General features: G+C 72.6%; 24 protein-coding genes. 4 read left to right on the plus strand and 20 right to left on the minus strand.

The genetic code is table 11. The features are described from left to right. Positions 1 to 33: 33 nt before the first annotated feature. Genes tal through pgl form a run of 4 tightly spaced genes read left to right on the plus strand, consistent with a single transcriptional unit; the run spans position 34 to position 4511 of the window. Positions 34 to 1200 (plus strand): transaldolase, encoded by a 1167-nt coding sequence (gene tal / locus IE250_RS00305; RefSeq protein ID WP_189667300.1) that lies wholly within the window; start codon positions 34 to 36, stop codon positions 1198 to 1200. Continuing rightward, on the plus strand, positions 1197 to 2759 hold the full coding sequence (zwf, locus tag IE250_RS00310) for a glucose-6-phosphate dehydrogenase (RefSeq protein WP_189667301.1): 1563 nt from the start codon (positions 1197 to 1199) through the stop codon (positions 2757 to 2759). Before tal ends, zwf begins: the two co-directional genes overlap by 4 nt. Before the next feature lie 49 nt (positions 2760 to 2808). Next, complete coding sequence (gene opcA, locus IE250_RS00315) at positions 2809 to 3738, plus strand: glucose-6-phosphate dehydrogenase assembly protein OpcA (protein WP_189667302.1); 930 nt, start codon at positions 2809 to 2811, stop codon at positions 3736 to 3738. Further along, the gene (gene pgl, locus IE250_RS00320; protein WP_189667303.1) at positions 3738 to 4511 is read left to right on the plus strand and encodes a 6-phosphogluconolactonase; all 774 of its coding nucleotides are present in this window, start codon (positions 3738 to 3740) and stop codon (positions 4509 to 4511) included. Before opcA ends, pgl begins: the two co-directional genes overlap by 1 nt. Before the next feature lie 95 nt (positions 4512 to 4606). Here pgl and IE250_RS00325 read toward each other — a convergent pair whose 3' ends face one another. From IE250_RS00325 to IE250_RS00420, 20 genes are all read right to left on the minus strand, one after another. Then, the gene (locus tag IE250_RS00325; RefSeq protein WP_189667304.1) at positions 4607 to 4969 is read right to left on the minus strand and encodes an RNA polymerase-binding protein RbpA; all 363 of its coding nucleotides are present in this window, start codon (positions 4967 to 4969) and stop codon (positions 4607 to 4609) included. 54 nt (positions 4970 to 5023) lie between these two features. After that, positions 5024 to 5266: a preprotein translocase subunit SecG gene (gene secG, locus IE250_RS00330; RefSeq protein WP_020014806.1), complete on the minus strand. Its 243-nt coding sequence runs from the start codon at positions 5264 to 5266 to the stop codon at positions 5024 to 5026. Between the two features lie 249 nt (positions 5267 to 5515). After that, entirely contained in the window at positions 5516 to 6286 is a 771-nt protein-coding gene (gene tpiA / locus IE250_RS00335; protein WP_229872162.1) for a triose-phosphate isomerase, read from the minus strand. Positions 6287 to 6377: 91 nt separating this feature from the next. After that, positions 6378 to 7577: a phosphoglycerate kinase gene (locus IE250_RS00340; RefSeq protein ID WP_189667306.1), complete on the minus strand. Its 1200-nt coding sequence runs from the start codon at positions 7575 to 7577 to the stop codon at positions 6378 to 6380. Between the two features lie 132 nt (positions 7578 to 7709). Further along, the gene (gap, locus tag IE250_RS00345) at positions 7710 to 8714 is read right to left on the minus strand and encodes a type I glyceraldehyde-3-phosphate dehydrogenase (protein WP_189667307.1); all 1005 of its coding nucleotides are present in this window, start codon (positions 8712 to 8714) and stop codon (positions 7710 to 7712) included. A 270-nt stretch (positions 8715 to 8984) separates the two neighbouring features. Further along, positions 8985 to 9965: a DNA-binding protein WhiA gene (gene whiA / locus IE250_RS00350; RefSeq protein WP_189667308.1), complete on the minus strand. Its 981-nt coding sequence runs from the start codon at positions 9963 to 9965 to the stop codon at positions 8985 to 8987. Between the two features lie 80 nt (positions 9966 to 10045). Then, a complete protein-coding gene (locus IE250_RS00355; RefSeq protein WP_189667309.1) occupies positions 10046 to 10564 on the minus strand; it encodes a flavin reductase family protein in 519 nt (172 codons plus the stop codon). Then, entirely contained in the window at positions 10561 to 11121 is a 561-nt protein-coding gene (locus IE250_RS00360) for an NADPH-dependent FMN reductase (protein WP_189667310.1), read from the minus strand. Before IE250_RS00360 ends, IE250_RS00355 begins: the two co-directional genes overlap by 4 nt. Next, positions 11118 to 12281, minus strand: coding sequence for an LLM class flavin-dependent oxidoreductase (locus tag IE250_RS00365; protein ID WP_189667311.1), 1164 nt, complete (start codon positions 12279 to 12281; stop codon positions 11118 to 11120). The genes IE250_RS00360 and IE250_RS00365 overlap by 4 nt, the downstream gene beginning before the upstream one ends. Beyond that, positions 12281 to 13405 carry an LLM class flavin-dependent oxidoreductase gene (locus IE250_RS00370; protein ID WP_189667312.1) on the minus strand — a complete coding sequence of 375 codons (1125 nt, stop codon included), beginning with the start codon at positions 13403 to 13405 and terminating at the stop codon, positions 12281 to 12283. The genes IE250_RS00365 and IE250_RS00370 overlap by 1 nt, the downstream gene beginning before the upstream one ends. Positions 13406 to 13455: 50 nt before the next feature. Continuing rightward, entirely contained in the window at positions 13456 to 14661 is a 1206-nt protein-coding gene (locus tag IE250_RS00375) for an LLM class flavin-dependent oxidoreductase (protein WP_189667313.1), read from the minus strand. An 8-nt stretch (positions 14662 to 14669) separates the two neighbouring features. Beyond that, complete coding sequence (locus IE250_RS00380) at positions 14670 to 15686, minus strand: ABC transporter substrate-binding protein (RefSeq protein ID WP_229872016.1); 1017 nt, start codon at positions 15684 to 15686, stop codon at positions 14670 to 14672. Positions 15687 to 15727: 41 nt separating this feature from the next. Further along, positions 15728 to 16492 (minus strand): amino acid ABC transporter ATP-binding protein, encoded by a 765-nt coding sequence (locus IE250_RS00385; RefSeq protein ID WP_189667315.1) that lies wholly within the window; start codon positions 16490 to 16492, stop codon positions 15728 to 15730. Continuing rightward, complete coding sequence (locus tag IE250_RS00390; RefSeq protein ID WP_229872017.1) at positions 16489 to 17565, minus strand: amino acid ABC transporter permease; 1077 nt, start codon at positions 17563 to 17565, stop codon at positions 16489 to 16491. The genes IE250_RS00385 and IE250_RS00390 overlap by 4 nt, the downstream gene beginning before the upstream one ends. Further along, positions 17562 to 18179: a GNAT family N-acetyltransferase gene (locus IE250_RS00395; protein WP_189667316.1), complete on the minus strand. Its 618-nt coding sequence runs from the start codon at positions 18177 to 18179 to the stop codon at positions 17562 to 17564. The genes IE250_RS00390 and IE250_RS00395 overlap by 4 nt, the downstream gene beginning before the upstream one ends. After that, the gene (locus IE250_RS00400; protein ID WP_189667317.1) at positions 18176 to 19093 is read right to left on the minus strand and encodes a DUF1684 domain-containing protein; all 918 of its coding nucleotides are present in this window, start codon (positions 19091 to 19093) and stop codon (positions 18176 to 18178) included. The genes IE250_RS00395 and IE250_RS00400 overlap by 4 nt, the downstream gene beginning before the upstream one ends. Then, a complete protein-coding gene (locus IE250_RS00405) occupies positions 19090 to 20829 on the minus strand; it encodes a dipeptide ABC transporter ATP-binding protein (protein ID WP_189667318.1) in 1740 nt (579 codons plus the stop codon). Before IE250_RS00405 ends, IE250_RS00400 begins: the two co-directional genes overlap by 4 nt. Further along, the gene (locus tag IE250_RS00410) at positions 20826 to 21662 is read right to left on the minus strand and encodes an ABC transporter permease (RefSeq protein WP_189667319.1); all 837 of its coding nucleotides are present in this window, start codon (positions 21660 to 21662) and stop codon (positions 20826 to 20828) included. The genes IE250_RS00405 and IE250_RS00410 overlap by 4 nt, the downstream gene beginning before the upstream one ends. Then, positions 21659 to 22630, minus strand: coding sequence for an ABC transporter permease (locus tag IE250_RS00415; protein WP_189667320.1), 972 nt, complete (start codon positions 22628 to 22630; stop codon positions 21659 to 21661). The genes IE250_RS00410 and IE250_RS00415 overlap by 4 nt, the downstream gene beginning before the upstream one ends. Next, positions 22630 to 24303, minus strand: a complete 1674-nt coding sequence (locus tag IE250_RS00420) for an ABC transporter substrate-binding protein (protein ID WP_189667321.1) — start codon at positions 24301 to 24303, stop codon at positions 22630 to 22632. Before IE250_RS00420 ends, IE250_RS00415 begins: the two co-directional genes overlap by 1 nt. Positions 24304 to 24362: the final 59 nt, after the last annotated feature.

Below are 24362 nucleotides of genomic sequence, written 5' to 3' on the forward strand. Positions count from 1 at the left end.
CGGTACACACGGACACGACAGAGGAAGGGCACGATGACCGACAGCACGACCGACACCGTCAACGAGAACGTCAGTCCCACTGAACGGCTGTCCGAGGCGGGTGTCGCGATCTGGCTGGACGACCTGTCCCGTGAGCGTCTGCGCACCGGCAACCTCGCCGAGCTCATCGCTACCAGGAACGTCGTGGGCGTCACCACCAACCCGACGATCTTCGCCGCTGCCCTGGCGCAGGGCGACGCCTACGACGCCACGCTGGCCGAGCTCGCCGGGCCCCCGGACGGCGCCGACGTCGAGGCGGCGGTGGAGCGCATCACCACCGACGACGTCCGTGACGCCGCCGACGTGCTGCGCCCCGTCTACGACGCCACCAGTGCCGTGGACGGCCGCGTGTCCATCGAGGTGGACCCGCGGCTGGCCCGCGACACGGAGGCGACGAAGTCCACGGCCGTGCGGCTGTGGGAGACGGTCGGCCGACCGAACGTGATGATCAAGATCCCTGCCACCGTCGAGGGCCTGCCTGCGATCACGGCCACCCTCGCGAAGGGGATCAGCGTCAACGTGACGCTGATCTTTTCGATCGAGCGGTACCGGGCGGTGATGGACGCCTTCCTGGCCGGCCTGGAGCAGGCCAAGGAAGCGGGCCACGACCTGTCCGTGATCGGCTCGGTGGCGTCGTTCTTCGTGTCCCGCGTCGACTCGGAGGTCGACAAGCGCCTCAAGGCCGTCGGCACGGACGAGGCGCTCGCGCTGCGCGGCCAGGCCGCCATCGCGAACGCCCGGCTCGCCTATGCGGCGTATGAAGACGTCTTCGCGTCGGACCGGTGGGTCACGCTCGAGGCCGCCGGCGCCCAGCCGCAGCGTCCGCTGTGGGCGTCGACCGGCGTGAAGGACCCCGCGTACCGGGACACGATGTACGTCGACGAGCTCGTGGTGGCCGGCGTGGTCAACACGATGCCCGAGAAGACGCTCAACGCGTTCGCCGACCACGGGATCGTCCTCGGGGACACCGTGACCGGGAGGGGCGAGGAGGCGGCCGCGACGATCGCGGCCATCGAGGCGCAGGGCATCTCCATGGACGAGGTGACCGCACAGCTGGAGGACGAGGGCGTGACCAAGTTCGAGGTGAGCTGGGACGAGCTGTTGACGACCACCAAGACCGGCCTCGACAGCGCCGGAACAGCAGGGGCCGGCAACCGGTGAGGCCCGCAAAGATCGCGCAGGGGATCAACCCCCTGCGCGACCCCCTGGATCTGCGCCTTCCCCGCATCGCGGGGCCCAGCGGCCTGGTGATCTTCGGCGTGACGGGCGACCTGTCGCGCAAGAAGCTCATGCCCGCCGTCTACGACCTCGCCAACCGTGGCCTCCTGCCGCCCGGCTTCGCCCTGACCGGCTTCGCCCGGCGCGAGTGGGAGGACCAGGACTTCGCGCAGGTGGTGCACGACGCCGTGAAGGAGTACGCGCGCACCCCCTTCCGGGAGGCGACGTGGCGCCAGCTCGCGGAGGGCATCCGGTTCGTGCAGGGCTCCTTCGACGACGACGACGCGTTCGAGCGTCTTCGGCAGACCGTCGAGACCCTGGACAAGGAGCGCGGCACCGGCGGCAACCACGCGTTCTACCTGTCGGTCCCGCCCTCGGCCTTCCCCGTGGTCTGCGAGCAGCTCTCGAAGCACGGGCTGTCGCGTCCCGACAACGACGCCGACGGCGACGGCGTGCACGCGTGGCGCCGGGTGGTCATCGAGAAGCCGTTCGGGCACGACCTGGCCAGCGCACGCGAGCTCGACGCCGTGGTGTCAAAGGTCTTCGACCAGGACTCGGTGTTCCGCATCGACCACTACCTGGGCAAGGAGACCGTCCAGAACCTGCTGGCGCTGCGCTTCGCGAACACGATGTTCGAGCCCCTCTGGAACTCGAACTACGTGGACCACGTGCAGATCACGATGGCCGAGGACATCGGCATCGGCGGCCGCGCGGGCTACTACGACGGGATCGGCGCCGCGCGCGACGTCATCCAGAACCACCTGATCCAGCTCCTGGCGCTGGTGGCCATGGAGGAGCCCGTCAACTTCGACGCCGCCGAGCTGCGTGCCGAGAAGATCAAGGTGCTCTCGTCCGTGCGCCTGCCGCGTGACCTCGGCAAGCACACCGCCCGCGGCCAGTACGAGGCCGGCTGGCAGGGCGGCGAGGAGGTGCCCGGCTTCCTGGAGGAGGACGGCATCGCCAAGGACTCCGCCACGGAGACCTTCGCCGCGATCCGGGTCGACGTCGACAACCGCCGCTGGGCGGGTGTCCCGTTCTACCTGCGGCACGGCAAGCGTCTGGGCCGCCGCGTCACCGAGGTGGCCGTGGTGTTCAAGAAGGCACCGCACCTCCCGTTCGAGTCGTCCCTGACGTCCGAGCTCGGCAACAACGCCCTGGTCATCCGCGTGCAGCCCGACGAGGGCGTCACCCTGCGGTTCGGCGCCAAGGTGCCGGGCACGGCGATGCAGGTGCGCGACGTGACCATGGACTTCGGGTACGGCCACTCGTTCACCGAGTCCTCCCCCGAGGCCTACGAGCGCCTCATCCTCGATGTGCTGCTCGGCGACCCGCCGCTTTTCCCGACGCGCGAGGAGGTCGAGCTGTCCTGGAAGATCCTCGACCCGATCACCTCCTACTGGGCGCGCAAGGGCCAGCCGGAGCCGTACGCGTCGGGCACCTGGGGCCCGCCGTCGGCCGACGCCATGATGGAGCGCGACGGCCGGTCCTGGAGGCGACCCTGATGACGCGGTTGACGACACTGACGCCACATCGAGAAGGTGAGCACGTCCAGTGATTATTGACATGCCGGATACCACCACCAACCAGGTCAACAAGCGTCTCGTGCGCCTGCGCGACGAGGGCGGTGCGGTGGCCCTGGGCCGCGTGCTCACCCTCGTCGTGCTGGCCGACGAGCGCGACGTGGAGGAGTCGGTCGAGGCCGCGAACGACGCGAGCCGTGAGCACCCGTGCCGCGTCATCGTCGTCGCTCCGGCGGCGCGCGACACCGACGCCCGGCTCGACGCCCAGATCCGCGTGGGCGGTGACGCCGGCGCCTCCGAGGTGGTGGTGCTGCGCGCCTTCGGCCCGCTCCTGGAGCGGACCGACACCCTCGTGATGCCGCTCCTGCTGCCCGACGCACCGATCGTGGCCTGGTGGCCGCGTGAGGCGCCGGCAGTACCGTCCCAGGACCCGGTGGGTGCGATGGCGGCCCGTCGGATCATCGACAGCACCATCGCGAAGAACCCGGTGGAGATGCTCGGCAACCTCGCCGGCGCGTACGCCCCTGGAGACACCGACCTCGCGTGGGCGCGCGTCACGCTGTGGCGGGCGCTCATCGCCGCGGCCGTCGAGCAGCCGCCGTTCGAGCCCGTGCTTTCCGTGACGGTCGAGGGGCAGAAGCGGCACACGTCGCTCGACCTGCTCGCGGCCTGGCTCGGCACCCGGCTGAACTGCCCTGCCGAGGTGGTGCGCACCAGCAGCGACGACGCGATCACCCGCGTGACGCTGGAGCGCCGGAGCGGCCCGATCGTGCTGGACCGTCCCGACGGCCGCACGGTCACGATCACGCAGCCGGGCAAGCCCGCCCGGCGGATCGCCCTGCCGATCCGCGCGCTCAACGAGGCCCTGATCGAGGAGCTGCGCCGGCTCGACCCGGACGAGGTCTTCGAGGAGACCCTCATGCGGGGGTTGAAGCAGGTCACCACGCGGACGGCGGCCTGATGTCTGTGACGACGCCGGTGCGGCTCGTCGTCGTGCACCCCGACAAGGAGGTGCTCGCGCAGGCCGTGGCCGCGCGGCTGCTCACGCGCGTCCTGGACGTGCAGTCGGTCCGCTCCCCCGTGCACGTGGTGCTCACGGGCGGGACGGTCGGCATCGCGTCGCTCGCGGCAGTGGCCGCGAGCCCGCTCGTGCCGGCCGTCGACTGGTCGGGTGTCCACCTGTGGTGGGGCGACGAGCGGTTCCTGCCGGACGACGACCCGGACCGCAACGAGACGCAGGCCCGGGACGCCCTGCTCGACGGCCTGATCGCCGAGCACGGGCTCCCCGAGGCCAACGTCCACCCCATGCCGGGGCCGACGTCGGTGGCGAGTCCCGAGGAGGGCGCCGCGGCCTACGCGGCGCTGCTGGCGGCTGCCGGGCCGGGCGAAGGGGACGGCAGCGCGGTCCCCGCGTTCGACGTCCTGCTGCTCGGAATGGGTCCCGACGGGCACGTCGCGTCCCTGTTCCCCGGCCACGAAGGTCTGGCCGCGCGGGGCACGACGACGGGCGTGCACGGCTCGCCGAAGCCGCCGCCGGAGCGGGTCTCGCTCACGTTCGACGCGATCCGGTCCGCCCGCGAGGTGTGGATCGTCGCGGCGGGCGCCGAGAAGGCGGAGCAGGTAGCCGCCGCGCTGGCCGGCAAGCCGGTGACGGAGGTGCCCGCCGGGGGCGCCGTCGGGCAGACGCGGACGCTGTGGCTGCTGGACGCGGAAGCGGCCGGCGGGCCGAAGTAGAACCCTGGCGAAGTAGAACTGGAGCGGGACACCCCATCGGGGTGTCCCGCTCCAGTTCTACTTCGCCAGGGTTCTACTTCGGCGGCTGAAAACTCTTAGCGTGCTATGCGTCCGCCTCGGCGGACCCGCAGTGCCTCCAGCGCCTCCTCCAGGAGGGCGGCGCCGTCCTCGTCAGACCTGCGCTCCTTCACATAGGCGAGGTGCGTCTTGTACGGCTCGTTCCGCACGGGAGCCGGCGGATTCACCGGGTCCATCCCCGCGGGGAAGCCACAACGCGGGCAGTCCCACTCCGTGGGGGCCTCCACGTCATCGCCTACGGAGAAGCTCGGTGCTGTCTCGTGCCCGTTGGCACACCAGTAAGAAACTCGGATACGCGGCGCTGTGTCGCCCCGCTCCGTCTCTCCGAGGGGGCCGGCGCCTACCCGGCTCCCCCGAATCGCATGACCGCCTGATGCCACGTCTGTCGTCCCCTCTGTGTGTGGCCGTCAGCTGCTAGGCGCCTGGCGACCGGGTCAGCTGACCTTCTGGATGAGTCCGAGCAGGACGATCACCACGGCCCACACGAGGGCGAACGCGATTGTGATGCGATTGAGGTTCCGCTCGGCCACACCGGACGAGCCGGCTCCCATCGAGATACCGCCACCGAACATGTCGGACAGTCCGCCACCCTTGCCCTTGTGGAGCAGGATGAGCATGGTGAGGAAGCCACTGGTCAGGACCAGCAGAACTTCCAGGATGATGCGGAGCGCGTCCACGGTTCACGTCCTCGGTTATAGGTGTGCCGGGGCGTCACCCGGCGGCGGATCGGTCAAGAGTAAGCGAGACGCACCTCACAGTGCTAACGCCCTGCTCAGGGGTCTGTAGCGCCCTGAGCAGGAGTCACACCTGGAACATCACGCTGAGCGAGGGTACCTCAGGCAGATTGCGGGAACACACGTTGGTTGTGGGCGCGATCGTTACGCTTACCTGCCCGGTTTAGGCGCAACGATCGCGCCCACAACCAATCAGGCGGTGACGTGGGACTGGTAGCGGGCGATCCTTGCGAACTCTTCCGGGTCGAGGCTGGCCCCGCCCACGAGGGCGCCGTCGACGTCGGGCTGCGCCATGATCTGCGCGACGTTGCCCGACTTCACCGAGCCGCCGTACAGCACGCGCACGCCGTCGGCGACGTCCGGGTCGCACAGCTCACCGAGCACCCGGCGGATCGCACCGCAGACCTCCTGCGCGTCCTCCGGGGTCGCGACCTCGCCCGTGCCGATGGCCCAGACGGGCTCGTAGGCGATGACGATCTTCGCGATCTGCTCGGTCGGGACGTCGGCCAGCGCGGCCTCGACCTGCGCCAGGGTGTACGAGACCTGGTCGCCCGCCTTACGGACGTCCAGGCCCTCGCCGACGCACAGGATCGGGGTCAGGCCGTGAGCGAAGGCCGCACGCACCTTCGCGTTCACCAGGTCGTCGGACTCGCCGTGGTGCTCGCGGCGCTCCGAGTGCCCGATCAGCACGTAGGTGCAGCCGAGCTTCGCGAGCATCGACCCGGAGATCTCGCCCGTGTAGGCGCCGGACTCGTGCTTGGAGATGTCCTGGGCGCCGTAGACGAGCTCCAGCTTGTCGGCGTCGACCAGCGTCTGCACGGAGCGCAGGTCGGTGAACGGCGGGATGACCGCAACCTCCACCGCTGCGTAGTCGTGCTTGGCGTCCTTCAGGGTCCAGGAAAGCTTCTGGACCGTGCTGATCGCCTGCTGGTGGTCCAGGTTCATCTTCCAGTTGCCCGCCATCAGCGGCGTGCGGGTGGTAGCCACGTGTTTCTTCCTTCGTTGAGAGGCTGTGCTTGGGTGCCCGGCTGAGCCGGGGAACTGGTAGGTCGGCTCAGTCGGCGAGGACGGTCAGTCCGGGGAGCTCCTTGCCCTCCAGCAGCTCCAGGCTCGCGCCTCCACCGGTCGAGATGTGGCTGAACCCGGCCTCGTCGAAGCCGAGCGCGCGCACGGCCGCGGCCGAGTCGCCGCCGCCCACGATGGAGAACCCGCCGGCCGCCGTCGCCTCGATGATGCCCTGGGCCACGGCCTTGGTGCCCGCGGCGAACGCCTCGAACTCGAAGACGCCCATGGGGCCGTTCCACGCGATGGTCTTGGCATCGGCCAGCTTGTCGGCGAACAGCTTGCCCGACTCGGGGCCGATGTCGAGGCCGATCGTGCCGTCCGGGATCTCGTCGGCGCCGACGACCTGGTGCGGCGCGTCCGCGGCGAACGAGTCCGCCGCGACGATGTCGACGGGCAGCACGATCTCGACGCCGTTCTCCTCCGCCGTGGTGATGTAGCCCTTGACGGTCTCGATCTGGTCCTCCTCCAGCAGGCTGTTGCCCACCGACAGCCCCTTGGCCGCGAGGAACGTGAAGACCATGCCACCGCCGATGAGCAGGCGGTCCGCCTTGGTCAGCAGGTTCGCGATGACGCCCAGCTTGTCGGACACCTTGGAGCCACCGAGCACGACGGCGTAGGGGCGCTCCGGGTCGCCGGTCGCCTTCGACAGCGACTCGACCTCGCCCAGCACCAGGTCACCGGCCGCCGCGGGCAGCACCTGCGCGACGTCGTACACCGACGCCTGCTTGCGGTGCACCACGCCGAAGCCGTCCGAGACGAACGCGTCCGCGAGCTGCGCCAGCTCGCCGGCGAGCTCGGCGCGCTCGGCGTCGGCCTTCGAGGTCTCGCGGGCGTCGAACCGGACGTTCTCCAGGAGGGCTACCTGGCCGTCGGCCAGGGCCTCGACCGTCTTCTTGGCCGACGGGCCCACGAGGTCCTCGGCGAGCACGACGTCCTGCCCGAGCAGCTCGCCGAGGCGGGCCGCGACCGGCGCGAGGGAGTACTGCGGGTCCGGCGTGCCCTTGGGGCGGCCGAGGTGGGCCATGACGATGACGCGGGCTCCGGCGTCGGTCAGCCGCTTCAGCGTCGGCAGAGCGGCGCGGATGCGCCCGTCGTCGGTAATGGTCGTCCCGTCGAGCGGGACGTTGAAGTCGGAGCGGACCAGGACGCGCTTGCCGCGCAGGTCGCCGAGGGAGTCGATGGTCTTCATAGGAGCACTCCAGGTCGAGGTACCGGCAGACAGGGTCTTCGCCAGTCGGGGTTCCGTCACATGACGACGTCCGCGTGCGCCGGCTGGCCGATGCACACGCGGACGTCGGGGTTCACGCTGGGGAGAAAGCGGTCAGAGCTTCTCGCCGACGAACACGGTGAGGTTGACGAGGCTGTTCGAGTAGCCCCACTCGTTGTCGTACCAGGAGACGACCTTGACCTGGTTGCCGATCACCTTGGTGAGCTTCGCGTCGTAGATGCTCTGGTGCGGGTTGGTCACGATGTCCGAGGAGACGATGTCGTCCTCGACGTACTCCAGGACGCCCTTGAGCGGGCCCTCGGCGGCGGCCTTGACCGCAGCGTTGACCTCCTCGAGCGTCACCTCGCGCGACGCCTCGAACGTGAGGTCCGTGGCCGAGCCGGTGATGACCGGCACGCGCAGGGCGTAGCCGTCCAGCTTGCCCTTGAGCTCCGGGAGCACCAGGGCGACGGCCTTGGCGGCACCCGTGGTGGTCGGCACGATGTTCTGCGCGGCCGCACGGGCGCGGCGCAGGTCGCTGTGGGGGCCGTCCTGCAGGTTCTGGTCACCCGTGTAGGCGTGGATCGTGGTCATGAGGCCACGCTCGATGCCGATCGAGTCGTTCAGCGCCTTGGCCAGCGGGGCCAGGCAGTTCGTGGTGCACGACGCGTTCGAGATGATGTGGTGCGCGGCCGGGTCGTACAGCTCGTTGTTCACGCCCATGACGAACGTGGCGTCCTCGTTCTTGGCCGGGGCCGAGATGATGACCTTCTTGGCGCCGGCGTCGATGTGCGCCTTCGCCTTGGTGGCGTCCGTGAAGAAGCCCGTGGACTCGATGACGATGTCCGCACCCAGCTCGCCCCAGGGGAGGTCCGCGGGGTTGCGCTCGGCCAGCGCACGGATCTTCTTGCCGTCCACGATGATGTTCTCGTCGTCGAAGTCGACCGTCTTGCCGAAGCGGCCCAGGACGGTGTCGTACTTGAGCAGGTGCGCGAGCGTCTTGTTGTCGGTCAGGTCGTTGACCCCGACAACCTCGATGTCTGCACCCGACTCCACGAGAGCCCGGTAGAAGTTCCTGCCGATACGGCCGAAGCCGTTGATGCCGACGCGGATGGTCACAATGCCCTCCTCAGGGGCGCCGGCCGTCCCGGCGCACACGTTTCCTTGGTTCTGTCGCCACTGCCGTCGATGCCCGACGGCGAAGTGCGTTGCCAGGTATTCCGGGCGCCGCGACCTCGCGACGACCCGAACGGGAAACGCGATGGTCACGGCGTCGTCACCTGACGATTTCGAGCCTATACCCGAACCCGGCAGAACCGTGACCCGAGCCGGACAGCGTGGAACTCAGGGTTCTGTTCGTTCTCACAAGCCGGATCGGGCGGCCAGGACTCAAAGATCGAGGAGGTCGGCGGGCAGTCCCGCCTCCGTGTCGGGGATGCCGAGCTCGAGGGCGCGCTTGTCCGCCGTCGACAGCAGGCGGCGGATGCGCCCCGCCACGGCGTCCTTGGACAGCTGCGGCTCGGCCAGGCGCCCCAGCTCCTCCAGCGACGCCTGCTTGTGCGCGAGGCGCAGCTCGCCGGCCTGGCGCAGGTGGTCGGGCAGCTCGTCGCCCAGGATCTCGAAGGCCCGCTGGACGCGCGCGCCCGCCGCGACGGCGGCCCGGGCGGAGCGGCGCAGGTTCGCGTCGTCGAAGTTCGCCAGGCGGTTCGCGGTACCGCGCACCTCGCGGCGCTCCCGGCGCTCCTCCCAGACCTTGAGCGTCTCCGGGGCGCCGATGCGCTCCAGCATCCGGCCGATGGAGTCACCGTCGCGGATCACCACGCGGTCGATGCCGCGCACCTCGCGGGACTTGGCCGCCACGCCGAGGCGGCGGGCCGCGCCGACGAGCGCGAGCGCCGCCTCCGGCCCGGGGCTGGTCACCTCGAGCGCCATGGACCGGCCGGGCTCGGTCAGGGAGCCGTGCGCCAGGAACGCGCCGCGCCACACGGCCTCGGCCTCCTGCACGCCCGCGGACACGACCTCGGGCGCCAGGCCGCGCACGGGGCGGCCGCGTGCGTCGAGGAGTCCGGTCTGGCGGGCGAGCGACTCGCCCTCGCGCACCACGCGCACCACGAACCGGGAGCTTTTCCGCAGGCCACCGGCCTGGACCACGATGAGCTCGCTCGTGTGCCCGTACAGGTCGTGGATGGCATGCCGCAGCCGGGTCGCCGCCGACTCGGTGTCGAGCTCAGCCTCGATCACTACCCGACCGGAGATGATGTGGAGGCCGCCGGAGAACCGCAGCGTCGCGGAGACCTCTGCCTTGCGGCACGACGTCTTCGCCACCCTCACCCGCGCGAGCTCCTCCTTGACCTGTCCCGTGAGCGCCATGGCGTCATCCTGCCATGGTCAAGCACCGCGTAACCCAGTGGAATCGCGGAAACACGGGCGAATTGTCCCGGCGTGTCGCCTCACAGGTCGTTCACCATGCGATATGCGCGGTCGTGATAGACCAGCGGCGGCGCCCCGGAGGCCACGGCGCAGGACAACGCCCGCACCGACACCAGGTGGCTGTCCCCCACCGGCGTGCGCTGCACCACCCGCCCGCGCAGCCAGGCCACCGCACCCTCGATGACGGGCTCCCCCGTCGGCAGCGGCGCCCAGCCGCCGTCGGCGAACCGGTCGATCCCGCTGGTCGCGAACCGCGCGGAGACGTCGGCCTGCCCCGCGGCGAGAAAGCTGATCGCCACGGTGCGGGCCCGTGCCAGGGCAGGCCACGAGGAGGAGGTGGTCGCCAGCGAGAACGCCACCGACGGCGGCGCGGCCGACACCGAGATGACCGACGTCGCGGTGAACCCGACCGGCCGGTCGCCGTCGGCCAGCGCGACGACCGCCACCCCGGCGGGGTGCCGCCGGAAGACCGCCTTGAACTCGTCCGAGCGCACCCCCGGGCCGGTCAGGACGCTCAGGTCGGTCAGCTCCGCGGTCACGGGGCCACCCCCGCCAGCGGCGCGGGGACGGCCCGGCCGAGCGTCGCCGCCCAGCGCGCGGCCCAGGCCTCGAGCGGCTGCCCGACGTCGGCCAGCTGGTCCTCGGTCACGGCGAACGTCCGCGCGGGCACCACGGCGCCGAGCTCGACCAGCACCGGCCGCAGGTGCACCTCCCCCGCCAGCGCGTGTGCGGGGCTCGCGGAGACCACGACGGGTACCGCGACGACGCCCGCGAGCGCGTCGGGGCCGTAGCCGTCCAGGAACGCCTTGAGGAGGCCGGTGTAGGACGCCTTGTAGACCGGCGTCGCCACCACCACCAGCCGCGCCGCCGCCACCCGGTCCCGGGCCGCGGTCACGGCGGCCGACCCGGTCAGGATCTCGGGGGCGAGCAGCGCCAGGTCGACCGGGTCGGTCCCGGGCAGGGCCAGCGAGCCCGCCAGCCGGCGTCCGACCGCCTGCGCCACGCCCAGGGTGCGTGAACCCGGCCGCGGGTTGCCGCTGACGACCACCAGGCCGCCCGGGTGGTGATCCGTCTGCTGATCCGTGTGCGCGGTCATACCGTCACCTCCGTCTTTGTCGTGTCTCTCTGCTTCGTGTCTCGCTTCGTGCGGGCAGGCGGGTCGACGGCGGTGAACCCAGCGGCCCGCCGCTCGTCGCGCGGGCCCCACAGGTCCGTCCGGACCTCGGCCCGCACCTGCGGAACCACCTCCTGGGCGAACCGGCGCAGCACGTCCTCCTGCTGCGCCGGTTCGAGCAGGTGGTTCACCGACACCGCCTGCAGCACGTGCCCGAAGGTGGAGTGGTAGTCGAGGATCTTGTTGACCACGTCCTCGGGCGAGCCCACCAGCGCCGGGCCGCGTTCGACGGCCTCCTCGAGGGTGCGGAAGCTGGTGACCTCGCCGATGGCGCCCGGCGCGTGCTTCCGCGCGTCCTGCTGGCGCACCTGGCCCTCGTAGATCGGCCGGTACTGCTCGACCGCCTCTTCGGTGGTGTCGGCCAGGAACAGGCCGCCCGACCCCGCGCCGACGAACCCGTACGCCGGGTCGTGCCCCGCGGCCGCGTATCGCTCGCGGTACCGGTCGATGAGCACGCCGTAGTTCTCGCGGGGCTGCAGCGCGTTGGCGCTGACGATCGGGTCCCCGTGCTCTGCCGCGAGGTCGACGGCGAACTGCGACGTCGCCGAGCCGTGCCAGATGCGGAACGGCCCCGCGAACGGGCGTGGCAGCGTGGTCGCGTGCTCCAGCTTTTGCCGGTGCCTGCCCTCCCACGTGACGTCCTCGCCGGCGAGCAGGAGCCGCAGGAGCTCGTAGTTCTCGCGCAGGTATTCGTACTGCTTGGCGATGTCGAGGCCGAGCAACGGGTACTGCAGGTCCTCGTTGCCCTTGCCGATGACGATCTCAAGGCGGCCGCGGCTGAGCTGGTCGACGGTCGCCAGGTCCTCCGCGAGCCGGATCGGGTCGTGCAGGGACAGTACGGTGACACCCGTCGACAGCAGGATGCGGGACGTGCGGGCGGCGATCGCCCCGAGGATGACGGTCGGGGCGGACGACAGCACCGGGCCCGCGTGCCGCTCCCCCACGGCGAAGGAGTCGAACCCGAGCTCCTCCGCGAGGACCGCCGTGTCGACGATCCGGTTCAGCCGGTCGGCGGGCGGCACCTCCGCGCCCGTGACGGGGTGCGGCGGGTTGAAGGCGATGTCCAGGACCTGGAAACGCATCAGGCGGCCGCACTCTCGGTCTCGCTCTCCGCAGCACGGTCGCGCTGCGCTACGCCCTCCTTGACCAGGGGGATGACGTAGCGGCCGAAGTCGATGGCGTCGTCGAGCAGGTCGTAGCCGCGGGCCGAGATGACCCGGACGCCCAGGTCGTAGTACGCGAGCAGCGCCTCGGCGACCTGCTCCGGCGTGCCGACCAGCGCGTTCGAGTTCCCGGCGCCGCCGGTCGCCTTCGCCGTGGCGGTCCAGAGCGCCGTGTCGAACCGCTCGCCCTGGGCGGCGATCTCGAGCAGACGCTGGGACCCCGCGTTCTCGGGGTTGTCGATCGGGTGGCGCCGGCTCAGGACGCCGCCCTGCGCGGCCTTCCGCGCCTCGATCCGGCCCAGGATCTGGTACGCCTTCTCCCAGGCCAGCTTCTCCGTCGGCGCGATGATCGGCCGGAACGCGGCGTGGATCCGAGGCGGTGTCGCGCGGCCTGCGGCCTCCGCCTCGGCGCGCACGCGGGCGATCTGCTCCGCGGTGCGGTCCAGGGGCTCGCCCCAGACGGCGTAGATGTCGGCCTCGGCCGCCCCGACCGGGTAGGCGGCGTCCGACGAGCCGCCGAACGAGATGGTGGGCACGTGCCCCGGATGCGGCTTGGCATCGAGCACGAAGTCGTCGAGGTCGTAGAACTCGCCGTGGTGGTCGAACGGCTCGGCGCTGGTCCACGCCCGCTTCACGATCTGGATGTACTCGCGGGTGCGGGCGTACCGCTGGTCCTTGGTCAGGGTGTCGCCCTCCCGGCCCTGCTCGTGGTCGTTGCCGCCCGAGATGAAGTGCACGGACAGCCGACCGCCCGAGAGCTGGTCCAGCGTCGCGAACGTCTTGGCCGCGTACGTCGGGTACGAGACGTTGGGCCGGTGCGCGAGCAGCAGCTCGATCGACGGCACGTGCGCCGCGACGTGCGCCGCGAGCGCGGCGGGCTCCGGCCCGGACGAGCCGTAGGCGAACAGGATGCGGGTCCAGCCGTTGTCCTGGTGGGCGCGCGCTATGCGGACCAGGTAGTCGGGGTCGAAGGGCTGGGTGGTGCGCTCGGTGGTCTCCGAGGCGTCGTTGGTGGCGGCTATGCCAAGGAACTCGACGGGCATGGTGGTTCTCCTTGCTTGTGGGTTCGGGTTCGGCTCTGGTTCGCAGCCGGTCAGGCGGCGCTGACCTTTCGGCGAGGGCTCTGGTCGGCGGCCCCCTCGGTGATGCCCCAGGCGTGGGCGAGCAGCTCGAAGGAGCGGCGTGTCTCGGCGGGGTCGTGGGTGGCGGTGGTCACGAGCAGCTCGTCGGCACCTGTGACGCGAGCCAGCGTGTCGAGGCGCTCGACGACGGTGGCCGGGTCGCCGACGATCCGGGTGTCGACGCGGTCGGCCACGAGCGCACGCTCGGCGTCGGGCCGGGCCGTCCAGGCCGTTGCGGCCGACGGTGACGGGTAGGCGATGGCGCCGCGTTCGCCGCGGCGGATCGACAGCACCCAGTCGGCGAACGGCTCGGCGAGCACGCGCGCTCGTTCGAGGGTCTGGGCGACGAGCACGTCGGCCGACACGACCACGTAGGGCTCGGCGAGCACGCCCGGCCGGAACGCCGCCCGGTAGGCGGCGACCGTGTCCAGGACGGTGGCGGGGCTGACGTGGAAGTTGGCCGCGAGCGGCAGGCCGAGCGCGCCCGCGACGGTGGCGCTCTCTCCGCCGCTGGACGCGAGCAGCCACAGGTCGAATGCCGCGCCCTCGACGGGCGGGCTCGTGTAGGCGCTTCCCGTCCGGTCGCGGTACGTGCCCCGCTGCAGCGCGAGCACGGTCTCCACCTCCTCGCGGAAGCCCGCGGGCCGGCGGTGCGTGCCGATCACCTCCTGCTGGGCCAGGAGCCGCTCGCGCAGCGCCGGGTCGTTGAGTCCGTTCGGCGGGGCGGGCGGCACGTAGAGGCCGTCGACGAGCCGGGGTACGGCGGGCGCGGGCGGGCCCGCCGGCTGGGCGGCCCGGACGGGCTTGGTGTTCGGCGTGCCCGACGGCGGCGGCGTGAACGCACGCCCCAGCCCCAGGTCGACCCGGCTGGGGTGCAGCGCGGCGATGGTGCCGAACTGCTCGGCGGCGACCAGGGGCGACGTCGTGGACAGCAGCACGGCTCCGGAGCCGACCCGGATGCGGGAGGTGCGGGCCGCGACCGCGGCCGCGAGGACGGCGGGTGACGCCGAGGCGACACCGGGCGCCAGGTGGTGCTCGGCGTACCAGACGCGCCGGTATCCGAGCGCGTCCAGGTCGACGGCGAGCGACACCGCGCGCTGGATCGCCTGGACACCGGTGGCGCCGTCGGCGACCAGGGCCAGGTCGAGGACGGACAGCGGGACTCTTCGGGTGCTCATGATGCTCCTCATTCCTCGGTCTTGGGCAGGCCGGGCGGGTTGGTCTCGGCGCGGTCCACTGCCTCGGTCCCCAGGCCCCACCGCTCCAGCACCTGGTGGTAGGAACCGTCCTCGATGGCGTGGTTGAGCGCGGCGGTTACCGCCTCGGCGGCGCCGGCGCCCTTCTTGGTCGCGACGGCGATCTGCGCCGTGTCGGGCCAGCCGCCGTTCAGGGTCCCGACCACCTTGAAGTCGTCCGGCGAGACCGCCGCCTGGTAGGCGAGCACGGCGTTCGGCCCGACGTAGGCCTCGACTCGCCCCGACTGGAGGGCGAGCAGCACGTCGGAGAGCGACTCGTAGTACTCGGGGCCCTCGATGGGCGCCAGCCCGTCCTCCTGGTTGAGGCGGTCCCACTCGAGCAGGATCTTCTCCTGGTTGGTCCCGGACCCGACGCCGACCGTCCGGCCCGCGATGTCCTCGCGGTCGTCGATCGTCAGGTCCGAGCCGGCGGCCGTGAGCCAGCCCAGCTCGTCGACGCGGTAGCTGGAGAAGTCGATGGTCTCCTTGCGCTCCTCCGTCACGGTGATGTTCGAGATGACGGCGTCGACGTCGCCCGACTGGAGAGCGAGCGGCCAGTCGGCCCAGGCCTTGACCTCGAGCCGCACGTCCTTGCCGAGGGCGTCGGCCACGAGCTGCGCGATGTCGGTCTCGTGGCCGATCGGGGTCTTGTCGTCGTCGGCGAGGAAGACCAGGGGCGGGGAGCCGCTCGCGCTCACCGCGACGGTGATCTCGTCCTTGTCCGCCCACTCGTCCGGCAGCAGGGCCACCGCCTCGGCGGACTCGGTGGTGCGGACCCGGTCCTGGTCGGGGCTGGTGCTGACCTGCAGCCCGGCGGACTCGGGGGCGTTCTCGGCGAGGCCCGCCGCGCCGTCGGCCGCCTCGGGCCGCTCGGTGCTGGCGGCCGCGCAGGCGGTCGTCAGCGCGAGCAGCGGGACGGCGGTCAGGGCGAGCAGGCGGGTTCGGACGGCTCGTCGGGAGACGGTCACGGTGGTTCCCTTCGGGTTCTGGACAGGATTGGGGTTCGGGGTCACAGGACCTTCTCCAGGAAGGCCTTGGTCCGGGGGCTGGCGGGGCGGTCGAGCACGTCGGCGGACGGCCCCTGCTCGATCACGACGCCGCCGTCCATGAAGACGACGGTGTCCGCGACCTCGCGGGCGAAGGCCATCTCGTGGGTGACGACGACGAGCGTGGTGCCGGTGCCCGCGAGCTCCTTGATCACCTCGAGCACCTCGCCGACGAGCTCGGGGTCGAGGGCGGAGGTCGGCTCGTCGAAGAGGACGACGGCTGGCCGCAGCGCGAGCGCCCGAGCGATGGCCACCCGCTGCTGCTGACCGCCCGAGAGCTGCCGGGGCCGGGCGTCGGCCCGGTCAGCCAGCCCGACGCGCGCGAGGAGCTCTCGCCCCTCCGCCTCGGCCTGCGCGCGCGGCCGGCCCTGCGCGAAGATCGGCGCCTCCACGACGTTCTCCAGCACCGTGAGGTGCGGGAACAGGTTGAAGTTCTGGAACACGAACCCGATCCGGGTGCGGCGGCGCAGGATCTCGCGCTCGGTGAGCTCCCGCAGCGTGCTGCCGCGCCGGGCGTACCCGACGAGCTCGCCGTCCAGGGACACGAAGCCGCGGTCCACCTTCTCCAGGTGGTTGATCGCGCGCAGCAGGGTCGACTTGCCCGACCCGGACGGGCCGATGATCGCCGCGACCTCGCCGGGCCGGACCGTGAGGTCCACCCCGCGCAGTGCCTCGAGCATGCCGAACGACTTGTGCACGCCGCGGATCTCCAGCAGCCCCCCGGTCATGCCGCACCCCCGCGCGGGGCGACCCGGCGGCCGACCCGGACGCGCGCCGCGAAGGCGGGCGGGACGCCGTCGGGCACCGGTGCGCCCGTGAGGCGCGAGCGGCCGACCTGGAGCTCCCAGCGCACCCGCTGCAGCGGCGTGGGCGGCAGGGTGCGCAGCGCGCCCTTCGCGTAGTGCCGCTCCACGTAGTACTGGACCACCGTGATCAGCGTGGTGAGCGCCAGGTACCAGATGGCGGCGACGATCAGGAGCGGCACCACCCGGCCGTTGCGGCCGTAGATGACGCTCACGATGTAGAACAGCTCGCCGTACGCCAGCACGTACACGATCGAGGTGCCCTTGAGCAGCCCGATCACCTCGTTCACGGCGGTGGGCACGATCGACCGCATCGCCTGCGGCAGGATGATGCGCCGCACCTGGCGGTGTCGCGGCAGGCCCAGCGAGGCCGCGGCCTCGTGCTGGCCCTGGTCGACGCCGAGGATCCCGGCCCGGACGATCTCCGCGCTGTAGGCCGCCTGCGACAGGCCCAGGCCGAGGATCGCCGCCCAGAACTTGTCGATCAGATCGAGCGTGTCGAAGAACAGCAGCTCCGGCCCGAACGGGATCCCGAGGCTGAGGACCGGGTACAGGTAGGCGAGGTTGTACCAGAGCAGGAGCTGCAGCAGCAGCGGCACCGACCGGAACACCCAGGTGTAGGCCCACGAGACCGCCTGCAGCAGGGGCGAGCGCGACAGCCGCATGAGCGCCAGCACCGTGCCGAGCGCGAAGCCCACCACCGACGCCGTCACCGTGAGCCGGATCGTCGCCCACGCACCCTCCAGGATCGACGGCCAGGTGAGGTACCGCGCCACGACGTCCCACTCCCAGCGGTCGTTGGTGACCAGCGAGGAGACCACCATGGCCAGCAGCACGGCGACGACGGCGGTGGCGAGCCAGCGGCCCGGGTGCCGGGCCGCAACCACCCGCAGGTCCTCGTCGGCCGGCCCGGCGGACGCCGCGCTACCCCCGCCCGGCGGCATGCCGGGCGGCGGGTAGAGGAGGCGCGACTCGCCTTCGGCCAGGTCCGCGCTCATCTCGCCGCCAGCCATTTTTCGAAAGGGAGCGGGCTGAACGGATCAGCACCCGACGGTTCGGCGGGCTCGCCCGCGGCGGCCACGGACAGCGGCGTGTAGCCGGTCGCCCGGTACAGCGCCGCCGCCTCCGGCTGCCGCGGGCCTGTGGTCAGGTAGAGCCGCGAGTAGCCCAGGTCGCGGGCCCGGGTCTCGAGCTCCGCCAGCACCCGCCGGGCCAGGCCGCGACGCCGGTGGGCACCGTGCGTCCAGATGCGCTTGAGCTCCGCCGTCGGGACTGCGGGAGCGCCGTCCCCGTCCCGGGTGCCGGGCCGCGCCAGGCGGGCCGCGTCCCCGAGCTCCGGCTCGAGCCGACGGCGGAACGCGCCGCCCGCCACCGGGTCGCCGCCCTCCAGGAGCAGGACCAGGGAGCCCACCGGCGGGGCGAACTCCTCGGCACCGTAGTGGGCCATCTCGGCCCGGTGCTCCTCGTCGGTCAGCACGTCGTGGTACCGCGACCGGTACTCGACCGACAGACCGGCCAGCAGGGGCTCGACCAGCGGGTCCGAGAGTCGCACCTCCCGGACCTCCAGCGCCGGGGACGTCTCCGTGGACGCCCCCGTGGAGACGGCCGTCATCGGGGCGCCCTCTCGCCCGCCGTCACGGCGAACGGCAGGTGGTTGCCCGCGAGCGGGGCCGGGCACGTGCCGAAGTCCGTGAACGCGTACGGCAGGTTCACCGCCCGGTTCAGGTCGAGGCGTAGCGTGCCCGACGTCGCCGGCGCCCAGTCCGGCGCCGGGATCCGGAGGATCCGCCACGGCGCGACGCCGTCGGCCTCGTCGCTGAACAGGAGGGTCGGCTCCGTGCGGCTGCCGGTCAGGGCCAGGGTGACCACCGCTCCCTCGTGGGCGACGTCTACCTCACCGAGCACCGCGACGTGGTGCACCAGGCGCGGCTGCGCGGCGCCGACCGTGACCGGCTCCGGGTCCTCGTACCAGGTCACGGGGACGTCGAGCACCCAGGCGGGGTCGTAGTCGAACGTGGGGACGTGGTCGAAACCGGTGCGGGTGGCGGCCTGCGGGTCGAGCGGCCGGACGGCGTAGCGGCCGGTGCGCAGCACCACCTCGACCGCCACCTCGTGCTCGTCGTCCGCTCCCTCGCCCCTGACCCGGCCCTCCGGGAGGAACGTGCCGACGATGCGGGAACGCCCCTCGTCGACGCCGACCAGCGTCGGCCCCACGGGCTCGACCTGGTCGCCGGCCAGCACGGCTCGGTCACCCGGCACTGGCCGGGTGAACAGGGTGCGGTCGGCCACCCACCACTCGCCGGGAATGCCGGGCAAGCGGCGGGGCACCGCCGTCGGCCAGTGCAGGGCGACCTGGCTCAGCGGGCCGTGGGGCTCGCGCAGGTCGCGCTCGCGGGCGGCGCGCCACGCCGCATGGTCGCGGGCGGCGGCCGCGTCCGGCGCAGCGGCGTTCGTCGCCGGGCCGGTCGCGGTGCTTGTTGCCGTGCCTGTTGCCCTGGTCGTCGCTGTCTGCAGTGTCTCGGTCATGTCAGGTCCTTCCGGTCGGGGTGCCGACGGGTGCGGGCACCGGGGATCGCCGCGAGCAGCTCGGCGGTGTAGGGGTGGGCCGGGTGGTCGAAGACGCTCCCGACGGGCCCCGTCTCCACGAGCTGCCCGTTCCTCATCACGCCGACGTGGTCGGCGACCTGCCGCACCACCGCCAGATCGTGCGAGATGAACAGGTAGGTGAGGCCACGCTCCGCGCGCAGCCGGGCCAGCAGGGCCAGCACGCGGGCCTGCACCGAGACGTCGAGCGCCGACGTCGGCTCGTCCAGCACGAGCAGCTCGGGGTCGAGCGCGAGCGCCCGTGCGATCGCCACGCGCTGGCGCTGTCCGCCCGACAGCTCGGCGGGCCGGCGTCGGGCCAGGTCCGGTGAGAGGTGCACCTGCTCCAGCAGCTGCGCCACCCGGTCCGCGCGCTCCGCGCGGGTCCCGACGCGGTGTGCGCGCAGCGGCTCCTCGACGACGGCGGCCACGGTGAACCGCGGGTCGAGGGACGAGTACGGGTCCTGGTGCACCAGCTGGGTCCGCCGCCGGGTGGCCAGGTCGCCGCCCACGGGGGCGCCGTCCAGCTCCACGACGCCGGCGGAGGGTCGGTCCAGGCCGAGCACGAGCCGGGCCGTCGTCGACTTGCCCGACCCCGACTCCCCCACCAGCGCGAACGTCGACCCGCGGGGCACGGTGAACGAGACGTCGTCGACGGCGCGCAGGCGTTCCCGGCGCCCCAGGCGGAACTCCTTGACCAGCGCGTGCGCGGCCAGGAGGACGGGCTGCGGCGGCACGTTGAGGGCGGTGCTCGGGGCCGCCGGCTCGCTCGTGGTCGCGGCCGGGCCGGCTGGCACGGCGGCGCTTGGCACAGTATTTGTGCCAGGCACCGCCGCCACGAGCTCACGCGTGTACGGGTGCTCGGGGGCGCCCAGCACCCGCCCGGCCGGCCCCTCCTCGACCACTACGCCGTCCTTGAGCACGACCACCCGGTCGGCGCGGTCGGCGGCCACCGCGAGATCGTGCGTGATGAGCAGCACCGCGGTCCCCGCGCGGCCCGCGAGGTCGGCGAGCAGGTCCAGCACGCGTCGCTGCACCGTCACGTCCAGGGCCGACGTCGGCTCGTCCGCGATCACCAGCTCCGGCTCGCACGCCATCGCGATCCCGACGAGTACCCGCTGGCGCATGCCGCCCGACAGCTGGTGCGGGTACTGCCGCGCCCGCTCCCCGGGGTGGTCGAGCCCCACCTCGCGCAGGATCTCGACGGCCCGCTCGCGCGCGGCCCGGCGCGGCGTCCCGTGCACCACCAACGCCTCCGCCACCTGGTCGCCGACCCGCATCACCGGGTCGAGCGCGGTACCCGGATCCTGCGGCACGAGCCCCACGCGCACGCCGCGCACGCGCCGCCAGGCGTCCGGCAGGAGGCCGGTGAGCGGCTCCACGCCGAGGGCAACCTCCCCCGAGGTGACCCTGCCGCCGTCGGGCAACAGGCCGATGAGGGCGTGCGCCGTCGTGGACTTGCCGCTCCCGGACTCGCCCACGAGCGCGACCACCTCACCCGGCCGCACGTCCAGGTCCACACCGTGCACCACCTCGCGGTCGCCGTAGGCGACGCGCAGGCCGCGCACCCGCAGCAGGCCGCCCGGCGCCGCGGGCTCGCCCGCAGCATCCTCCGTCGCCCGGTCAGGCGCGGCCGTGCCGGCGCGCGTCCTCGCCGTGACTGTTCTCGTGAGCGTCATCGGTCAGTCCTTCCCTCGCGGGCGAGCGTTCGCCCGAGCACGCCGATCGCGAGCACGAAGAACGCGATGACCAGGCCCGGCAGCGTCGAGTACCACCAGGCGACCGCCAGGTAGTCGCGGCCCTCCGCCACCAGCGAGCCCCACTCGGGCGTCGGCGGCGTGGCGCCGTACCCCAGGAAGCTCAGGGCCGAGACGGCGAGGATCACCGCGCCGAGCTCGACGGCGGCGAGCGCCAGCACCGGGCCGGCCGCGTTCGGCAGCACGTGCCGCAGGACGACGGCGGCCCGGCCGGAGCCGGCCAGCCTCGCCGCCTCCACGTAGGTGGCGTGCCGCACCCGCAGCACCTGGCTGCGCATGACGCGGGCGAACGTGGCCACGGAGGCGATGCCCACGGCGACCGCCACCTTCACGGTCCCGAAGCCGAGCGCGGTGACCACCGCGAGCGAGAGCAGCAGCCCCGGGATGGCGAGCAGGACGTCGGTGGCGCGCATGAGGGCGTCGTCGACCGGGCCGCCCAGGAAGCCCGCGACCAGCCCGATGCCGGACCCCGCCACCAGGGCGACGACGATCGCGAGCAGCGCGGCCCGCACCGACAGGCTCGTGCCGTGCACGGTGCGCGCGAACAGGTCGCGGCCCAGGTGGTCGGTGCCGAACCAGTGGGCGCCATCCGGCGGCCGGAGCCGGTCGGCGGGGACGCCGGTCACCGGGTCGTAGCCCGTGAAGAGCCCGGGGATGAGCGCCCAGGCCAGGACGACGGCCACTACCGCGAGAGCCACCAGGTCGGCGGGCCGGGCGAGGGCGCGGGTCCGGACGCGGGTAAGGAGGTGGGTCATCGCGCGCCTCCCCCGGTGCCGGACCCGCCGTGCCCGCCACGCAGGACCCGGGGGTCGAGGAGGGGGTGGGCGAGGTCGACCAGCAGGCTGGTCAGGACGAACACGGCGGCGGCGACGACCACCAGCCCCTGGACCACCGGGATGTCCTGGGTGGTCACCGCGTTCTCGACGAGCCGGCCGAAGCCCTGGCGGGAGAACACCGTCTCGACCACTACCGTGCCGCCGAGCAGGTTGCCGACCAGGACGCCGAGCACGGCGACAGTCGGCAGGGACCCGTTGCGCAGCACGTGCGCGCCGAGCACCCGCGCCCGCGAGGAGCCCTTGGCGAACGCGGTCTCCACGTAGGGCGCCCGCCAAGCCTCGCGCAGACCTTGGGACAGCACCTGCGCGATCACGGCGGCGAGCCCGATCGCGAGCGTGACCGCGGGCAGCACCAGGGAGGCGAACCCCTCGTTGCCCACCGCGGGGAAGAGGAACCAGGTGAACGAGAACAGGTGGAGCAGCACGAGCCCCACCCAGAACCCGGGTACCGCGACGCCGAGCGGCGGCAGCGCCAGCAGCAGGTCGCGCAGCCAGGCGGCCCTGGTCCAGTAGGCGAGCGTCGCGATGCCGACGCCGGCGGCCAGGGCGAGCAGGAGCGCGAGCCCCGCGAGCTTCGCCGTCTCGGGGAACGCGTCGGCGATGAGGCCCGTCACGGGGGCGCCGCTGCTGATGGAGGTGCCGAGGTCGCCAGTCAGTGTGCGGCCCAGCAGCGTGACGTACTGCCGGACGGGACCCTGGTCGAACCCGTAGCGCTCGCGCAGCTCGGCTGCCCGCGCGGGGTCCACGCGCTCTCCCCCGGCGCCCTGGTCGAGCATGATCGCCACGGGGTCGCTGGGCAGCAGGTACAGGATGAGGAACGACACGGTGAACGCCGCCCAGAGGACCGCGGCAGCGCCGGCGAGGCGGCGCAGGACGTAGGTGACCATCAGTCCTGCTCGATCCATGCGTCGTGGAACAGCAGGCGGGAGGAAGCGTCGAAGGCGAGGCCGTGCACGTCCCCGCGGACGCCGATCGACTGCGCCAGCTCGAACAGCGGGACCGCGAGGCCCTGGTCGAGGATCTCCCGCTGGGCGTCCGCGACGAGCGCGTCCCGGGCCGCCGGGTCCGCCTCGCCGAGCTGCTCGTCGAGCAGCGGGTCGACGGCGTCGTCCGGCTCGCGCAGGCTGAGGTTGCGCTGGGCGGTCGAGAACTGGGTGCGCAGGATGTCGGCGTCGGCCCGGGTGACGTTGTAGTAGTAGAGGTCGTAGTCGCCGGACTCCTGGGCGGTGGTCTGCTCGGCCGCGGTGAGCTGCCGCAGCAACAGGTCGACGCCGATCGCGCGCAGCTGCTGGGCAGCCAGTTCCAGCACCGCCCCGCTACCGGTGAAGACGGGGGTGTAGGTCACCTCGATCTCGAGCGGCTCCCCGTCCTTGACGCGGATGCCGTCCGGGCCGGTCGTCCACCCGGCGTCGTCGAGGATCTTCCCGGCCTCGTCGGGGTCGAAGGCGAGCTGGTCCGACTGGTCGGCGTACCCGGGCGTAGTCGAGGCGAGCACGCTGGTGGCCGGCCTGAACGCGTCGGACAGCACCGTGTCGACCAGCTCCTGGCGGTCGATCCCCACCAGGAGCGCGCGCCGCACCTCCGGGTCGTCCAGGGGCGGGCGGGTCACGTTGGGCTGCAGCACGAACGGAACCCCGGGGTTGGCGCGGGTCAGCACCTCGCCGCCCGAGCCCTCGACCTGCGGCACGTCCTGCGGCAGCACGTCGCCGACGGCGTCGAACTGGTCGGACGCGAGCCCGCCTGCCCGCACCCCGGACTCCGGGACCACCGAGAACTCGATGCGGTCGAGGTAGGCGTCGCCCTCGTGCTCGGACGACTCGGGCGCCCACTCATAGCCCTCGCGCCGGGTGATCACGGCGCCCTGGTCCTGCGTGTAGCTCTCGAGGACGAACGGCCCCGAGCCGACGACGTCGCCCTGCAGGCGCTCGGCCGGGTCCGCCTGGGCGGTCTGCTCCGACAGGATCGCCAGCGAGACCGTCGAGGTGGCCTGCAGGAACTGCGCGTTCGGCGCGTCGAAGACGACGGTCGCCGTGCGCTCGTCGGGCACCTCGGTCTTCTCGTAGCCCGCGAGGTAGCTCGCCGCGAGCGGCGCGGTCGCCCCGAGCTCGCCCGCGACGGCGTCGAAGCTGGCCCGCACGTCGTCGGCGGTGAGCGGGCTGCCGTCCGAGAACGTGACGCCGTCGCGCAGGTGGAACGTGAAGCGGGTCAGGTCTTCGCTGACGTCCCAGCTCTCCGCGAGCCACGGCTCGATCTCGCCCGTGGCGGGGTCCTGGTCGGTGAGCGAGTCCGCGAGCTGCCGGGCGACGTAGATGCTGACGTTCGTGCCGACCTGCTGCGGATCCACACCCTGCGGCGGGGCACCGAGCGCGAACCGGAGCGTGCCGCCCGGCGTCGGGTCGGCGGGCGCGGCGCCCGAGGCGGAGTCGGGTCCGGCGCAGCCGGTCAGGGCGAGGGCGGCGACAAGCGCAGCGGCGACGGCGGCGGGCGCGGCGCGGTGCGACGCGGTGCGGTGCGGCGTCGTGCGAGCCGGCGTCGTGTGGTGTGGGCGGGTCCGGACCATGGGGGTCGTCCTCTCGGGGCACGGCGAAGCAGACCCGCGCCAGAGCGCGCGCGGGCCCG

It is taken from the genome of Promicromonospora soli, assembly GCF_014653785.1.
Lineage (GTDB): Bacteria > Actinomycetota > Actinomycetes > Actinomycetales > Cellulomonadaceae > Promicromonospora > Promicromonospora soli.

What these genes read in the sequence shown, in the direction of transcription:
- tal (WP_189667300.1), top strand. Translation starts at nt 34, where the DNA reads ATGACCGACAGCACGACCGACACCGTCAACGAGAACGTCAGTCCCACT.
- pgl (WP_189667303.1), top strand. Translation starts at nt 3,738, where the DNA reads ATGTCTGTGACGACGCCGGTGCGGCTCGTCGTCGTGCACCCCGACAAG.
- tpiA (WP_229872162.1), bottom strand. Translation starts at nt 6,286, where the DNA reads ATGGCGGGCAACTGGAAGATGAACCTGGACCACCAGCAGGCGATCAGC.
- IE250_RS00340 (WP_189667306.1), bottom strand. Translation starts at nt 7,577, where the DNA reads ATGAAGACCATCGACTCCCTCGGCGACCTGCGCGGCAAGCGCGTCCTG.
- whiA (WP_189667308.1), bottom strand. Translation starts at nt 9,965, where the DNA reads ATGGCGCTCACGGGACAGGTCAAGGAGGAGCTCGCGCGGGTGAGGGTG.
- IE250_RS00360 (WP_189667310.1), bottom strand. Translation starts at nt 11,121, where the DNA reads ATGACCGCGCACACGGATCAGCAGACGGATCACCACCCGGGCGGCCTG.
- IE250_RS00365 (WP_189667311.1), bottom strand. Translation starts at nt 12,281, where the DNA reads ATGCGTTTCCAGGTCCTGGACATCGCCTTCAACCCGCCGCACCCCGTC.
- IE250_RS00370 (WP_189667312.1), bottom strand. Translation starts at nt 13,405, where the DNA reads ATGCCCGTCGAGTTCCTTGGCATAGCCGCCACCAACGACGCCTCGGAG.
- IE250_RS00375 (WP_189667313.1), bottom strand. Translation starts at nt 14,661, where the DNA reads ATGAGCACCCGAAGAGTCCCGCTGTCCGTCCTCGACCTGGCCCTGGTC.
- IE250_RS00385 (WP_189667315.1), bottom strand. Translation starts at nt 16,492, where the DNA reads ATGACCGGGGGGCTGCTGGAGATCCGCGGCGTGCACAAGTCGTTCGGC.
- IE250_RS00390 (WP_229872017.1), bottom strand. Translation starts at nt 17,565, where the DNA reads ATGAGCGCGGACCTGGCCGAAGGCGAGTCGCGCCTCCTCTACCCGCCG.
- IE250_RS00395 (WP_189667316.1), bottom strand. Translation starts at nt 18,179, where the DNA reads ATGACGGCCGTCTCCACGGGGGCGTCCACGGAGACGTCCCCGGCGCTG.
- IE250_RS00400 (WP_189667317.1), bottom strand. Translation starts at nt 19,093, where the DNA reads ATGACCGAGACACTGCAGACAGCGACGACCAGGGCAACAGGCACGGCA.
- IE250_RS00405 (WP_189667318.1), bottom strand. Translation starts at nt 20,829, where the DNA reads ATGACGCTCACGAGAACAGTCACGGCGAGGACGCGCGCCGGCACGGCC.
- IE250_RS00410 (WP_189667319.1), bottom strand. Translation starts at nt 21,662, where the DNA reads ATGACCCACCTCCTTACCCGCGTCCGGACCCGCGCCCTCGCCCGGCCC.
- IE250_RS00415 (WP_189667320.1), bottom strand. Translation starts at nt 22,630, where the DNA reads ATGGTCACCTACGTCCTGCGCCGCCTCGCCGGCGCTGCCGCGGTCCTC.
- IE250_RS00420 (WP_189667321.1), bottom strand. Translation starts at nt 24,303, where the DNA reads ATGGTCCGGACCCGCCCACACCACACGACGCCGGCTCGCACGACGCCG.